15 protein-coding genes are annotated in these 13,373 nt (G+C 37.6%); 5 read left to right on the forward strand and 10 right to left on the reverse strand.

Annotation, left to right across the window (positions count from 1 at the left end; all coding sequences use genetic code 11):
* Nucleotides 1-78: 78 nt before the first annotated feature.
* The 3 genes from QJV27_RS00235 to QJV27_RS00245 all read left to right on the forward strand — a co-directional run bounded on the left by QJV27_RS00235 (nt 79) and on the right by QJV27_RS00245 (nt 2,500).
* Nucleotides 79-1,032: a CgeB family protein gene (locus tag QJV27_RS00235; protein WP_408869626.1), complete on the forward strand. Its 954-nt coding sequence runs from the start codon at nt 79-81 to the stop codon at nt 1,030-1,032.
* A gap of 151 nt (nt 1,033-1,183) precedes the next feature.
* A complete protein-coding gene (locus QJV27_RS00240) occupies nt 1,184-1,960 on the forward strand; it encodes a P-loop NTPase fold protein (protein ID WP_281446991.1) in 777 nt (258 codons plus the stop codon).
* Nucleotides 1,961-2,116: 156 nt separating this feature from the next.
* Complete coding sequence (locus QJV27_RS00245) at nt 2,117-2,500, forward strand: VOC family protein (RefSeq protein ID WP_281446992.1); 384 nt, start codon at nt 2,117-2,119, stop codon at nt 2,498-2,500.
* Between the two features lie 62 nt (nt 2,501-2,562).
* On the opposite strand, the gene QJV27_RS00250 is transcribed toward QJV27_RS00245, so the two are convergent.
* From QJV27_RS00250 to bfr, 6 genes are all read right to left on the reverse strand, one after another.
* Nucleotides 2,563-2,868, reverse strand: coding sequence for a hypothetical protein (locus tag QJV27_RS00250; protein WP_281446993.1), 306 nt, complete (start codon nt 2,866-2,868; stop codon nt 2,563-2,565).
* Between the two features lie 139 nt (nt 2,869-3,007).
* A complete protein-coding gene (locus QJV27_RS00255) occupies nt 3,008-4,093 on the reverse strand; it encodes a glycosyltransferase (RefSeq protein WP_281446994.1) in 1,086 nt (361 codons plus the stop codon).
* A 55-nt stretch (nt 4,094-4,148) separates the two neighbouring features.
* On the reverse strand, nt 4,149-4,280 hold the full coding sequence (locus QJV27_RS00260) for a hypothetical protein (protein WP_281446995.1): 132 nt from the start codon (nt 4,278-4,280) through the stop codon (nt 4,149-4,151).
* A gap of 2 nt (nt 4,281-4,282) precedes the next feature.
* Nucleotides 4,283-4,438: a hypothetical protein gene (locus tag QJV27_RS00265; protein ID WP_281446996.1), complete on the reverse strand. Its 156-nt coding sequence runs from the start codon at nt 4,436-4,438 to the stop codon at nt 4,283-4,285.
* A gap of 131 nt (nt 4,439-4,569) precedes the next feature.
* Nucleotides 4,570-7,317 carry a M16 family metallopeptidase gene (locus tag QJV27_RS00270; RefSeq protein ID WP_281446997.1) on the reverse strand — a complete coding sequence of 916 codons (2,748 nt, stop codon included), beginning with the start codon at nt 7,315-7,317 and terminating at the stop codon, nt 4,570-4,572.
* A gap of 418 nt (nt 7,318-7,735) precedes the next feature.
* Entirely contained in the window at nt 7,736-8,218 is a 483-nt protein-coding gene (gene bfr, locus QJV27_RS00275) for a bacterioferritin (protein WP_281446998.1), read from the reverse strand.
* Nucleotides 8,219-8,395: 177 nt separating this feature from the next.
* On the opposite strand from bfr, the gene QJV27_RS00280 reads away from it, so the two are divergent.
* Both QJV27_RS00280 and QJV27_RS00285 read left to right on the forward strand, forming a co-directional pair.
* Nucleotides 8,396-8,629: a (2Fe-2S)-binding protein gene (locus QJV27_RS00280; protein ID WP_281446999.1), complete on the forward strand. Its 234-nt coding sequence runs from the start codon at nt 8,396-8,398 to the stop codon at nt 8,627-8,629.
* 158 nt (nt 8,630-8,787) lie between these two features.
* Complete coding sequence (locus QJV27_RS00285) at nt 8,788-9,303, forward strand: hypothetical protein (protein ID WP_281447000.1); 516 nt, start codon at nt 8,788-8,790, stop codon at nt 9,301-9,303.
* A 38-nt stretch (nt 9,304-9,341) separates the two neighbouring features.
* Here QJV27_RS00285 and ccmI read toward each other — a convergent pair whose 3' ends face one another.
* The 4 genes from ccmI to QJV27_RS00305 are packed head-to-tail and all read right to left on the reverse strand — an operon-like array spanning nt 9,342 to nt 13,089.
* A complete protein-coding gene (gene ccmI, locus QJV27_RS00290) occupies nt 9,342-10,082 on the reverse strand; it encodes a c-type cytochrome biogenesis protein CcmI (protein WP_281447001.1) in 741 nt (246 codons plus the stop codon).
* A complete protein-coding gene (locus QJV27_RS00295; RefSeq protein WP_281447002.1) occupies nt 10,083-10,547 on the reverse strand; it encodes a cytochrome c-type biogenesis protein in 465 nt (154 codons plus the stop codon).
* A 12-nt stretch (nt 10,548-10,559) separates the two neighbouring features.
* Nucleotides 10,560-11,105 carry a redoxin domain-containing protein gene (locus QJV27_RS00300; protein WP_281447003.1) on the reverse strand — a complete coding sequence of 182 codons (546 nt, stop codon included), beginning with the start codon at nt 11,103-11,105 and terminating at the stop codon, nt 10,560-10,562.
* A gap of 4 nt (nt 11,106-11,109) precedes the next feature.
* The gene (locus tag QJV27_RS00305; RefSeq protein WP_281448933.1) at nt 11,110-13,089 is read right to left on the reverse strand and encodes a heme lyase CcmF/NrfE family subunit; all 1,980 of its coding nucleotides are present in this window, start codon (nt 13,087-13,089) and stop codon (nt 11,110-11,112) included.
* Nucleotides 13,090-13,373: the final 284 nt, after the last annotated feature.

Here is a 13,373-nt window from a genome sequence, read left to right on the forward strand (position 1 = left end):
GAAAGCGTAGTTAGTAGTGATGTTCCCCGTCCAGCCACTAGCAAAACCGCAATCGTCAAGCCTATTAGTGGTAAAGTAATGGTTTGCAGTGGTGGGCGTTATGAATCCCAAGCAAATGCACAAATTCGTGAAGCTATCATGTCTGGCTGGGAAAGCGTTTTTGGAGAAGGAAATGTAATTTCAACCAACATCGCTGGTGCAGCCGCCGCAATTGAATATATTAAACCAAAAATTGTATTTTCAATTGGGTCGTATTTACCTGAAAGTACGTATTTTGGAGAGGTTTGTCAAAAGGCCAAGAATATTGGTGCCATTACTATTTTTTGGGCAACCGAAGATCCATACGAGCAAGATGCAAATTATCGTATTATAGATGATTTTGATGTTGTGTTTTCTTGTGATCGTTGGGGAACCAATTTTTACGATCATCCGCACGCTTATTTCTTGCCCTTGGCTGCGTGTGAAAAACTGCATTATCGTCCACTAGACGAGACATTGGAAAAAAATATTGATGTTATGTTCTGTGGTGTGGCATTTGGCAGTCGTAAAGATGTTATGCGCAGTATAAGACCAGCGTTGTCTGATTTGAATATTAGAATTGTGGGGCCAGGATGGGGAGAGTTCGGAATTGGTTTTTCTGATGCTCGTATTGAAAAAGATCAGTTAATTGAGCTTTACCAGCGTTCAAAGATTGTATTGAATCTAGGGCGCAGTTTACATTTTGAAAATAAACGTTTTGTGGTTATGCCTTCTAATCCAGGTCCTAGAACATTTGAGGCAGCGGCAGCAGGGGCTATGCAATTATTTCATGAAGATAACTATGCTATTCATGATTTCTACGAGCGTGATGAGCTTCCTGTTTTTTCAACACGTTATGATTTTCAAAAATTGTTGGATAAATATCTAAATGATCCTGAACTGATCTTGCAAACGGCTAAGAAGGCACAAGCACGTACATTAAAAGATCATACCTACAGCAAACGTATCGAAACTGTCATTAGTATTTTACAAAGGGACGGTTTTTTGAAGTAATTCCAAATTTGTATATGACATGAGAAGGGTGTGCTTGATAAAAGCACGCCTTTTTTGATTCTTAAAAATAACCTCACGAAAAATTGAATTGATTAGGAGAATCAGCTAAAATCGGTTAAAGATGCCGCATCAAGGAATAGGATGTGATTCGATGTTGACTGATTCTATTGTAAACGTTAAAGACCCAAACCAGCATATTACAGAGTATTTAAATTCTTTTATTTATGCTTCAGATTGTCCAAATTATGCCGTTTTAGTAACTGGTAAATGCGGGTATGATAAAAGTCATTATATCGATCATTTTATCAATAATTTTTGCACTGAGAAAACAATACTGCAAACTCCCATAATGAAGAATTGTACGCGGTTGGCATCCTTGCAAGCGATGGCCTCAATCAGCCATATTGTACCAGCACAAGAATATATGGGTCAGGTAGTTAAAGACTCTCAAAAAAGATTTATTAAAATAAACTTAAGTGGATTGAAGTGTATTGCAGAATTAAAAGATGCTATATTTTCACAGCAGTTTCCTGCATTTAACTCAAAAATTAGCAAAACAGTTTCTTCTTTTTTCAGAAAGATTTCTGATCGGGTAAAAAATTATCTTTCTTTATTTCAGATACCGTTTTCTGCGTTGCAAAAGAAAGATCCTTTTTATTTGGCATCCCATGTTGAGACAATCTTTATATTTGACAATATTGATAAAGCAAATATTCCTTTGAAAGATCTTATTGAATATATTAATAATTTTATTACAAAGGAAAAGAAAAAAGTTATTTTAGTTGCTGATGAGCAAGAATTATTAAAAAAAGAAAATGCGAAATTTCATGATTTTTTCAGAGATGACAGCAGCTATGATGCTATAATATATACAATATTTAAAGAAAATCGGATAAAAAAGACTTTGGAGGTTCAATCTTATAGCTAATGTCTCTTTAAATTAATTGAAGTGTCTTTTTCTAAGTTGTAAATTCCTTATAAAGGGATAAAGCAAATATCTATGAGACAATTCTAGTCTGCTTCTATTCACAGCAAATGAATTATAATATACAATGGCTTCACATCATATAGTAGTGAGGTATCTATGTTATTTAATCATGTCACCGTTGGTACAAACGATTTGGAAAAGGCTAAGCGTTTTTATGATGCTACGTTTACAGTTGTTGACGCAGTGCGTATTGAGACTGATTTGACAGATCGCATTTTATATAAAAAAGACAATCAAATGTTTGCGGCAATTAAACCCATTGATGGTAATAAAGCCACTTATGCTAATGGGGGTACAATTGGCTTTTCTATGTCATCTGTTGAGCAGGTTAATAAATGGTACCAAGCTGGTATTGAAAATGGTGGAGAGGCTATCGAGGCACCACCTGGAATTCGCGATGGTCAAGGTCCTAAGAAATATTTAGCTTATCTACGGGATCCTGATGGCAATAAGTTATGTGCATTTTATTTGGTTAAGTAATAATATCTTATAAGTAAAAAGCGTTACACCATTAAAATGTAACGCTTTTTGTATTCAGTTAATTAAGCAAAAATGCTTTGAAAACCATTAACCAAATCAGTAACAGAACCAACAATACCTTTACCGATATTGGTCAAGCTATTGCTGACGCCAGTAACAAGATTTACTGGAACGTCTAATAATGCGCCAATGCCATTACCAAGATTTCCCAAAGAGGTTGATAATGCTGTGCTGCTGGTGCCACCGCTAACTAAGCTGAAAAGTTTGTCGCCGATAGAACCAATGGTTGATCCAACGGTTTGGCCAATGCTTGCAAAGCTAAAACCACCAGCAACGAATTGAACTTCTACTGTAGATATTTCACGCATTTTTAATTCTCCAATTAAGTTAATTTTTGATCATGATAATTTATCATGATATTGCTTATATTACGTAAACGATACAAAAAATCAATCCCCATATAATAATTAAAGTAATTTTAGAAGAATTTTGTGAAAATTATTTACTTTATACAATCATGGTTGATATTTTACTTATATTGTGTTGTGAACTACTTGTAATTCGTGCATTCAGTTGTGAAAAGTAATCTTGCATAGTTAATAATTTATTTTCTAATGTTGCCCCCAGAAAATGAACTAGTCCCAGACGATCGTTAATATCAGGTGTTTGTGTTGTATTTTCTGGTATGCGATATAATCGCAGATATTGAGCAAGATAATGAATTTCGACTTTTTTATATTTGTATAGAATATAATTTGCAAAACGTTGATCATAGGATACAAGCTTATCTTTTTGCTTTTGTATGTAACCATACGCTGATTGTAAAATCATTTTAAAAAAAGGCGCAGCAAGTTGAAAATTTTTATAAAATAAAGCGCCGCTAGAAAATCCTCTTTCGTCAGGGTTAAAAGGTACATGATCGGCCTGCATTAATCGCCAACCATACCAATGCCCCTCAGAATTTGGCGACCCTTCGCCAATCACTCCCTCTTTGCATGCGTGAATATAAGGACTGTCAATAAGTTGAATAAATAAGGAATCTAAAGGACCATCACAAAGAAAATCCACATCAAGATATAATATGGGTTGAGCTTGTTGTAACAAGGGGCAAGCATCTATTCGGTAACGTGCTGTATACCAATCCAAAGGTTTATCTGCAGGCATTATGTCAATAATATGAAGTTTTCCCCCAAGATTGAAAGGGGCAAGTTTTGATATTAAGTTTTCTTTTGTTTCCAATCCTGTGAAAATAATGATGTCATGTTGCCATTTGCCAAATTGAATCAACGAATTCACGGCTAATTGAACATATTGCAAAATTGCTTCGTTTCCGAAAGCACAAAAATAAATAGCAGGTTTATATCGTTTTAAAATAGCAACTTGCCAATCATGATGAATTAAATAAAACTCAGATATATTTTGAATATTATCGTCTGGACAAGATTTATAAATTGCTTCGTCATCAGTTGTAATGTTGCCAATTGTCCAAATTCCGTTTTCGTCACGTTTTGGTTGAACCAATTGGTTAGGTCCCAATAGAACCCATGAAGTGTTGAGAATTTCATTAAACCACTCCTGTTGATGTGATGTCATGATGTTATCCTTGCAAATAATAAGAAATAAAAGAAGTTGTTTACTATGATTGATTTTACCATGCTGTTGCTGATATGGCTTGCAGTAGGTGAATAAAGTCCCACCCACCTGCACGGGCCGCAGTTATCGTCAGACAATCTTGCTGCTCTTGACCTGGACAATTTGCACCAGTCATATTTGGTTTCATATTTAAATCAAATAACTTAAAATGTCTGGTATGGTCAGTCCGACAAAAGCAATATCTGCTCCACTGTCAGAATATCCACCTGGTTTTTTATCTTTACGTAACCCATCAATGATGGGTGGTGGCAGTGCTTGGTATAATATTGCAATCTTTTGAGTCATTACAGACATCCACGACCAGAAAACGATTATTATCAAGTGTATGAAATAATCTTGAAGGATTCTATAAAATAAAGCCATTCAAAGGGTGATAAATTATGAATGGCTTTATTTTAGTTGAATAGAGTGGATAATTAAGGTGTTGGGGTTGCTGGCCCTTTGATAATTTCTGCCAGATCCTTTGGTCTTACGTAAGTTTGAAAGGCCTTTTGAACCTCTGCAGCGCTGGCTTTATAATAATTTTTTGCCGCAATATGTGCGGAATTTAAAGGTAATCCCAAATCAGTATACGTTAAATATTGCCCTGCAATTCCATCAACGCTGGCTTGTTGTAATGGGATACTGCGCAGTAACGATGCCTTGGCCAGTTGTAGTTCATTGTCGGTAACAGGACTTGTTTGCATAGCAGTGAGGTCTTTTAGTGCGGCTTTTCTTGCTAAAGATACTTTATCAGGATCAGCACCAAATGTAATACTATAAGATCCACGCGTGCGTGACCATCCAAAATCGCTGTTTACATTATAGACATACCCCGTTTTGACACGAAGATCTTTGTAAAATCTTCCTGCAAATCCACCGCTTAAAACTTCATTTCCAAGGTTTAACAAGTAATGGTCTGGGTGATGGACATCAAGATTAATGCTTTCAACCAAAGCAACACTGTTTTGCACCGCGGTTTTATCTGGAACATGAACAAAAGAGGATTTGCTATCTGGGCGTGTTGGCATATCTAAATTGGGTTTGGGGCCTATGTTTTCCCAATTTCCAAAGTATTTTTCCACACTGGCTTTGGCTTGTTCAGGGGTAATATTGCCAGCAATGACGATGGTTGTTAAATCAGGACGAAAAGATTTTTTATAAAAGTCATTTAGATCTTGCAACGTCAATTTTTTAACCAAAGCAGGATCAGGTTGACGCAAACTTGGGTCGTTGGGTGGGTTGATTGCCTTAGCAATGGCTCTATTAAAGTGATAGCCTGGGGATTGATACAGTCCAATTAAAGATTGGGCGGCTTGTTGTTTAACAATATCAAAGAATTTTTGCTCGAATGCTGGGTTTAACTCGTTATCAGCTAGTAATTGCATAGCTCGATCAAAATCTGGGGTTAAAACAGCTAATGAAAAATCGCTGCCTGCACTGATATCAGCTGCGATATCATCAACAGCTTTTCTAAATGCTAAGCGATCCAATGTTTTGGTACCATATTTAAACATATCATTTGTAATACCAGCAATCCCTTCTTTGCCTTTGCCTTCTTGCAAGCTGGGATTTTGACGAATTTGCCCAAAGACACTGATCGTATTACTGACATTTAGGGGTTGAACAATCAAGCGTATACCATTGCTTAACACCATTTCAGAAGGTTTTGGGGCTTCTTTAGGAATGTTTAGTTTGTTAAGGGCTTGTTGTGCCCAATCTGGCAGTTGGACAGGTTTTTCAGGAACCGAAGCAAAAGATTCCGCGCCACCATATCCTTTGTTTGAAATAGGCTTGCCAGAATCTTCAGGGGTCAAAATTGCTGTGATTGCTTCATCAGGATTTAAAATTTCTTTGGCCAAAGCATTTACCTGTTCAGGGGTTACTGCTTGATATGCTGCCGCCATTTCGTTGGGATCATTTAATCCCTGGAATGCCAAAGCTGTCGACCAAGAGCTAGCCAACCCTGTAATGGAGTTGGCAGAAAATGCAAGTTGAGCAATTTCTTTGCGCTTTGCTGCTTCTACTAATTCTGGTGAAACCCCTTTTTCACGAATAGTTTGCAAGATTTGATTAACTTCATTTAAAATTGGTTTGTAATCTTGTCCCTTAGGAAAGGCAGCAATCGCTACACCAAAACCAACTTCACCTTTGGGAACATATTCAAAATCAGCCATCAAAGCCTTGCCTTGGGGAACTAAACCATATAATGCCCCACGTTGGCTGGAAATAACATCGCTTAAGATATCAGCAACAGCAAAATTCTTGGATTTTTCGCCTGGCATCCGCCACGCAATGGTAACCAAACTGGTTGGAAAATCCGTTGGATAGGTTAAGGTTTTGGCTTTGATTGGTTTTAGGGTAAAGGATTCAAGTTCAGGAATGGTTTTTTTGGGGATAGATCCGAAGTCTTTTTCAACCTGTTCTACTGCTTTATTTGGATCAATATCCCCCGTGATCACTAATATTGCATTATTAGGCGCATAATAGGTTTCATAAAATTTACGCAGCAATGAGACCGTTGTTTTATCAAAAGAGGGGCGGGTTCCCAATGCATCATGTTCATATGGCGTGCCATCAAACATTAATTTTTGAAGTTCAGAAACATATTTATAAATTGGATTGGATAAATCACGCGATACTTCTTGTTCGATTGCGCCCCGTTCTTTGTCCCAATCAGCAGCATTCAGGCTTAACCCACCCATACGCAGTGCTTCGATTTTCAAAATAACATTTAAATCTTCAGCGGGGGCAGTGTAGTAATATTGGGTTACATTTTCCGTTGTAAAGGCGTTATAACTGCCCCCTAATTGTGCCCCAATGACGGCTAATTGATCTTTATCCAGTCCTTGACTGCCGCGAAACATCATATGTTCTAAGGCATGTGCAGTGCCAGGAAATCCCTTTGGGGCTTGGTTAGACCCTACTAAATAGCTGATCTGCGCCGTCACCACTGGGGCAAGGGAGTCTTTAATAATAACGACACGTAGTCCATTATTTAGAGTTTTACGTAAGATATCTTGTTTAGCAATTATTGAGGAATCAGGATGAGATGAATTTTTTACAGTGAGCGACGTTGCCGTTTGTTGAGCCATTGCATGAGGGGGAAAGGAGATAGCACTCATCAATGGGGTCGATGCCAGTAAAGCAAGGCCAAATGCTGTTGGGCCAAGTGTAAATTTCATCGTTTATTTATTCCTGTTTATTTGAAAAATATGTAGTGCTACGTTATTAGAAAAATTGGATTTAGTAAAATTTATATCGATAGGAATAATCTTTATTCTTCTAAATAATTCAAGTTTTTTAGAACAGAGTTGTGGCAAGAGATACTACAAACGAGGATTTTTTACGGTTGAAATAACGTAGTATAGATAATGTGCTTACGTGTGATGTTCTTTAGGTAAAACATGGGTCTTGTTGTCTGTGATTGTTACTTAGAATATTCTTCAAATAATAGGTGTTAAATAACAGGAAAAAGTTGCACAGAGTGATCCAAGAATGCTTGTATTTTTCAATATAATACTACAATTACAGTGAATAGATTTGGATGCATCGAAGGTATAAAGGAATAAGAATTATCATATTCTTATTCCTTAAATTATTTTACGCTTCTGCAGAATGATCAGAATTAAGAGCAATATAATTCTCAATACCAGTACGGCTGATCAAGTCAAATTGTGTTTCAATAAAGTCGATATGATCTTCTTCGGCATCTAAAATGCTTAGAAATAAATCACGGCTAACAAAATCACGAACAGATTCACAATAAGCAATGGCTTCGCGTAAATCTTTGGTAGCTTTTTCTTCCATCGCGAGATCTGATTTCAACATTTCTTCGACAGTTTCGCCAATTTGAATGGTGTTTAAGCGTTGCATGTTTGGCAGACCACCAAGCATTAAAATGCGTTCAATAATTTTATCAGCATGACGCATTTCTTCGATGGATTCTTCATATTCTTTTTTACCTAATTTTGTAACACCCCAGTGGTTTAGTGTACGAGAATGAAGAAAATATTGATTGATCGCCGTAAGTTCATTGGTCAATTGAATATTTAAATGTTCGATAACTTTTTTATCTTTAATCATCGTGAAATCCTAAGTTGTTATGTGAATTTTTGTTTCTTGAAACATTATTATTGTTTGTTCGTTTCAGATGAGAACTATACGCTTATTTGTATAAATAAGTAAAATGATAAAAGTTGGAATTCATTAATTTTACTTTTTTTTGTTTTTTTTAAAAAAAAGATAGACAAGTTGTTAAGAATGGTTATTATTATCATTATTAACAACTTGTTGTCGGAGCCTTTGGCAATGTATATTTGTTCATGTCGTGCTTTAACAGATAGGGATGTTGGTAACGCAATTCAGGGCGGTGCTGACCGTCCTAGTGCGGTATATAAATCTTGTGGTTGTAAGCCCGATTGTGGTCGGTGTGTTGCAAAAATCGTCAATATGCTGAGAGAGCACAATCAGGAGGTCACTCAGGCCCCAGCTTAAGTTTATATATGTTTTGTTTCTTGAAACTATACAGCTCGTTTTATATATATAAAACGAGCTTTTTTTATGATTTTGATACAAATTTTTAAATTTTCTTAATTTCTATGATAGTTTCGGTTCGTATTTAAAACAGAGGTAATAGGTTGATAAGGTAATCAATGGCACAAAATAATCAGAATATCTTACTTCAGATTGATTTTTGGATTCTGGATCACATTTTCCAACCTATTGCAGATCGTTTGCCTGGGGATCGCCCCAACGTAGGTTTGGGATTAAACCTTTTACTAGGTGCCGTTATCTTTTCGATTGTTTTTTTAGTTTTACCGCTTATTTTGTTTGATACAGGATTCTTTTTTTCGACCTATAATTTTTTATCCTGCATTTTAACAGTGTGCTTTTATATGTTTGTGCATCGATCACAAGCCATGATTAGTGATAAATTTATGAATCCTTTACGATATCATTTATTTGGGGCACGAATCTTGGGGTTACCTTTTGCTTTTTACGGCATTTATATTTGGCTTAATTCTTGGGGATATTTCAGTAAAATTACGCTGTTTTATTGTATCAGTAATATTTTGTCGATTTGTGGTTTATATTTTGTCTCTTGTAACGTTAATCCCCCTCGATATAAAAAACCTAAAACTCAATTATCTGAAAGTCCTTTTTCTTAAAAACCTGCCAGTCAATTGTAACTGGCAGGAATTTACTTTTACCGACTGTTCAGCTTTTCATACTGGGTAATACGTTGTTCTGCCAGTTCACGCCATGGGGCATCTTTGGGGGCTTGGCTTAAGGCCTGCTTAAATAAATCTGCACTATCCTTGGAAACAGTATTTTCTAATCGGCATTGCATTTCTGCAATTTGAACAGCCAGATTTGGATTAAAACGTTGCTGTAATGCTTCTTTCCACGCTGTTATCGCTGCTTTAATTTCACCGCGTGATGCTTCTATTTTGCCTAATAAAATATAACCTTCAATACGTTTTGGATCATCTAAGGCAAGGGTTGGCAATTTTTCACGTAGCTGTTTGAGGTATGGCAAAATTTGCTGTTCCATAGAGTGCTGTTCCGCCAATCGTGGTTGCAGAGGTTGGGCGGGTAACGATGGCACCCCATTGACCAGATACAACCCTATGGCAGCCATGGGAATGCATAAAATACCCATACTGGTTAGGATAAAGCTGCCTATGGAAAAATCTGTAAGATTGGATATGGAGGGTGTGCGCTGATCTGCTTTTAACAATCTGCGTTGAATTTCTAGTTTGGCCTGATCATATTCGCCTTGTAAAATAAATCCATGATTATAATCATTATTTAACTCATTAAGTTGCGATTGATAAACCCGCAATGCGGACTGTTTAGCATTGGCTGTTTTGGGCGATTTACATAGGGTTACCCAGCATGGTAACAAGCACAGTAGGCTGAAAATGATAATAACAATCCACAACATTTACTGATCCTTTGTTAAGGCCACAAGCCGTTCTTTTTCTTTCGGGTTCAATGGGGCAGGAGGAGCCGATTTTTTTTGCCTTAATGTTACAAAAGCAATTAAACACCCGATTATAAGTGCCAAAAAAGGCATGGCCCATAATAAGGCTGTGCTGATCATAAAGGGTGGCTTTAGACGGATGAAGTTGCCATAACGATCCACCATCCATTGTATGACTTGCTGATTGGTATCCCCTGCGGCAACGCGTTGTCTAACGATTTTGCGTAAATCTTTGGCCAGCTCTGCACTGCTGTCCTCTATACTTTCGTTTTGACAGACTAAACATCGTAGCTGGGATCCAATAGTTTGTGCCCGTTTTTCTTGTGTGGGATTGGATAACATTTCGTCAGGGCTATCTACAGCATGAGCGGTTAGAGGGATAATATAAAAAGAACCAAGCAGCAGGAAAATAAACCATGGACGCATTCGGCTGAATTCCTATGATAAAAGGGAGAGGAGATATTGAGTAGAGGTTGCGGTTAAGGGTTTAGGATAGTGCCATTTGATGATTCCTCCTGGCATGATAAGAAAGCTTTCTGGAACCCCAGAGATCCCCCATTCAATTCCGACATTCCCTTCGCTATCTTGGCCTATATGTTGATATGGATTGCCATTTCTTTGTAAAAACCCTTCGATATTTTGACTTTTATCCTTATAAGCAATCCCCCATATTTTTAAATGCGATGACAGTTGTTGCAATACGCCCATTTCGCTTAGGCATGGGATACACCAAGAGGCAAAGAAATTAATTAATATAGGTTGGTTTTGTTGCTTTAGCATGGTTTGGTCAAACCCCGTTGAAGGGGGCTGATTTGGTAAAGTGAAATCGGGGATTGGTCTGTTTAAAATGGGTGTCTTAATTTCATGAGGATCAAAATTTCCTTTTTTTAATCCTGTTAACATAGATAAAAATCCTCCTCCTGCAATCGCAGCTCCTGCAAAGGGGACAGTCCATAATAAACGACGACGGGTAATTTCTTGCATGAATCTAGGCCTTTGGTAATTGTTTTTTACGTAAAGCAGGGGCACCCACGCGAAATCTGCGATCGGTTAAGGTTATAAACCCACCAATCGCCATAATAAATCCCCCAATCCATATCCATGGTGCCAATGGATTATAATGCAAGCGTAGAACAAATAAAGGTTGAGGTTTGTCACTATTTTTACTGTCGCCTAAGACAACATATAAATCTGATAGCAAATTGGTATGAATAGAAACATCTGTCACGACCTGTTTTTGGCGTTCAAAATAACGTCGGGCTGGGAACATCCAGGTAATTGGTTTGCCATTTTTTGAAATTTGAATTGTGGCCTCAGTTGCAACAAAATTAGGACCTTGACGATCTTGAATGTCGGTCAGGGTCCAATCATATCCAGCCAAATGAATGGTGGTATTTATAGGGATTTCAACAATCTTTTGCTGGCTGGCGGCCATTCCAACAATCCCTAAGACGGTGATTGCAACACCGATGTGGGCAATATAAGTTGCATAAAAAGATCGGGGCAGGCCTGTCATACGATGGAAGCTGTTGATTAATGTAGTTTTAAACAATGATAAACGTTTAATATAATCAGCGATTGCGCTTAAAATAATCCATAGGCTGGCACCCGTTGCCAAGGCAGGCAGAATTTGACGTAAATAAATAAAGGCAGCAAAGGTGACCAAGATTGAACCTAAGGCAGGAAATCTCAAGGTTGACCATATTTGTTTGAAATTTCCCTTTTTAAATGCAAGAACGGGGCCAATAGCCATAACAAAAAATAACAGTAAAGCGATGGGGATCAAAGCACTGTCAAAAAATGGTTTTCCTACAGACAAGGTTTGCCCATTTAATAGTTGTATAAAAGGGGGATAAAGCGTTCCTGTTAATACGACAGCAGCCATTGTACATAGTAATATATTATTAAGAACGATTGAGCCCTCTCTAGAAAAGAAGCCAAATATACCTGTCTGTGTTAAGGTGGGTGCCCGCCACGCAAATAACAATAATGCCCCCCCACTGATTACAGCTAATAATAGTAAAATAAAGACTCCTCGTGTTGGATCTGAAGCAAAAGCATGTACAGAATTTAAAATTCCAGAGCGCACAAGAAAAGTTCCACTTAACGATAAAGAAAAAGTACCAATAGCTAATAAAATCGTCCAAACTTTTAAAGCTTCTCTTTTTTCTACAACCAAAGCAGAATGCAATAATGCCGTTCCCGTTAACCAAGGCAGCAAGGATGCGTTTTCAACAGGATCCCAAAACCAGTAACCACCCCATCCCAATACATAATAAGACCACCAAGATCCAAGGGCAATTCCACAAGTCAATAAAGCCCAAGCAAGAACTGTCCAAGGGCGCACCCATCGTCCCCATGCGGCATCAACGCGTCCTTCTAGTAACGCAGCAACAGCAAAGGCAAAGGGTACTGCAAATCCAACATAACCCATATATAAGATGGGGGGATGAAATGCCAAACCAGGATCTTGTAATAAAGGGTTCATTCCTTGCCCATCCAAGGGGGCTGGCCATGACCGAACAAAGGGATTGGATGTTATTAAACAAAATAATTCAAACCCTGTGGCACTGCCCCCCATAATGGCAATGACCTTGGATCGTAAAGAGGTTGGTAGATGCTGACTAAAGGTTGAAATAATTGTACCAAACAACGCTAATATCAACGCCCATAATAAAATAGAGCCTTCATGATTTCCCCATACGCCCGTAATTTTGTATAATAAAGGCTTATCAATGGCACTGTTTTGTAGAATATTTTGAACGGAAAAATCATCTGTAACAGCAGCTGTGATCAAACAGGCAAACGCTGTAGCCAATGCAATAAATTGCCCCCATGCTAAGGGCGATGCCAACGCCATAAGACGTATATTTCTAAGTTTTGCCCCCATCAAAGGGATTAAACATTGTGCCCCTGCCAGGCAACACGCTAGGGCCAATGTAAAATGACCAAATTCTGGGCTAAGTATTTTTGAGATCACAGCATTTGTCCAGAGTAAAAAGTTAAACGGGATAAGTATTGGTTAAATCAGAAGCCGTGAGCGATGAAAAGGTTTTTTAATTAAAAAGGTCTGAATTTTTATTTGATATATTGTTTATAGATTAAAAAGCAACTGGAACTGGCTTTACGATTTATAACAAGACCAGTGATACTGTGGTAAAATATTATATCTATGAAATATCTCCTCAACGCTAGTTCCCTTCGTTGTAGGATCTAAAGGTAAAGTTAGTGTTATTTGTGAAGTGATTGTTT

The organism is Commensalibacter oyaizuii, from assembly GCF_029953265.1.
In the GTDB taxonomy this organism is placed as follows: Bacteria; Pseudomonadota; Alphaproteobacteria; order Acetobacterales; family Acetobacteraceae; genus Commensalibacter; species Commensalibacter oyaizuii.

Bases quoted from the DNA above. Each gene is read 5' to 3' on its own strand.
- ccmI (WP_281447001.1), bottom strand. From the start codon at position 10,082: ATGTTGTGGATTGTTATTATCATTTTCAGCCTACTGTGCTTGTTACCA.
- QJV27_RS00285 (WP_281447000.1), top strand. From the start codon at position 8,788: ATGGCACAAAATAATCAGAATATCTTACTTCAGATTGATTTTTGGATT.
- QJV27_RS00270 (WP_281446997.1), bottom strand. From the start codon at position 7,317: ATGAAATTTACACTTGGCCCAACAGCATTTGGCCTTGCTTTACTGGCA.
- bfr (WP_281446998.1), bottom strand. From the start codon at position 8,218: ATGATTAAAGATAAAAAAGTTATCGAACATTTAAATATTCAATTGACC.
- QJV27_RS00250 (WP_281446993.1), bottom strand. From the start codon at position 2,868: ATGCGTGAAATATCTACAGTAGAAGTTCAATTCGTTGCTGGTGGTTTT.
- QJV27_RS00240 (WP_281446991.1), top strand. From the start codon at position 1,184: ATGTTGACTGATTCTATTGTAAACGTTAAAGACCCAAACCAGCATATT.
- QJV27_RS00235 (WP_408869626.1), top strand. From the start codon at position 79: ATGGTTTGCAGTGGTGGGCGTTATGAATCCCAAGCAAATGCACAAATT.
- QJV27_RS00260 (WP_281446995.1), bottom strand. From the start codon at position 4,280: ATGAAACCAAATATGACTGGTGCAAATTGTCCAGGTCAAGAGCAGCAA.
- QJV27_RS00245 (WP_281446992.1), top strand. From the start codon at position 2,117: ATGTTATTTAATCATGTCACCGTTGGTACAAACGATTTGGAAAAGGCT.
- QJV27_RS00280 (WP_281446999.1), top strand. From the start codon at position 8,396: ATGGTTATTATTATCATTATTAACAACTTGTTGTCGGAGCCTTTGGCA.
- QJV27_RS00295 (WP_281447002.1), bottom strand. From the start codon at position 10,547: ATGCGTCCATGGTTTATTTTCCTGCTGCTTGGTTCTTTTTATATTATC.
- QJV27_RS00300 (WP_281447003.1), bottom strand. From the start codon at position 11,105: ATGCAAGAAATTACCCGTCGTCGTTTATTATGGACTGTCCCCTTTGCA.
- QJV27_RS00265 (WP_281446996.1), bottom strand. From the start codon at position 4,438: ATGACTCAAAAGATTGCAATATTATACCAAGCACTGCCACCACCCATC.
- QJV27_RS00255 (WP_281446994.1), bottom strand. From the start codon at position 4,093: ATGACATCACATCAACAGGAGTGGTTTAATGAAATTCTCAACACTTCA.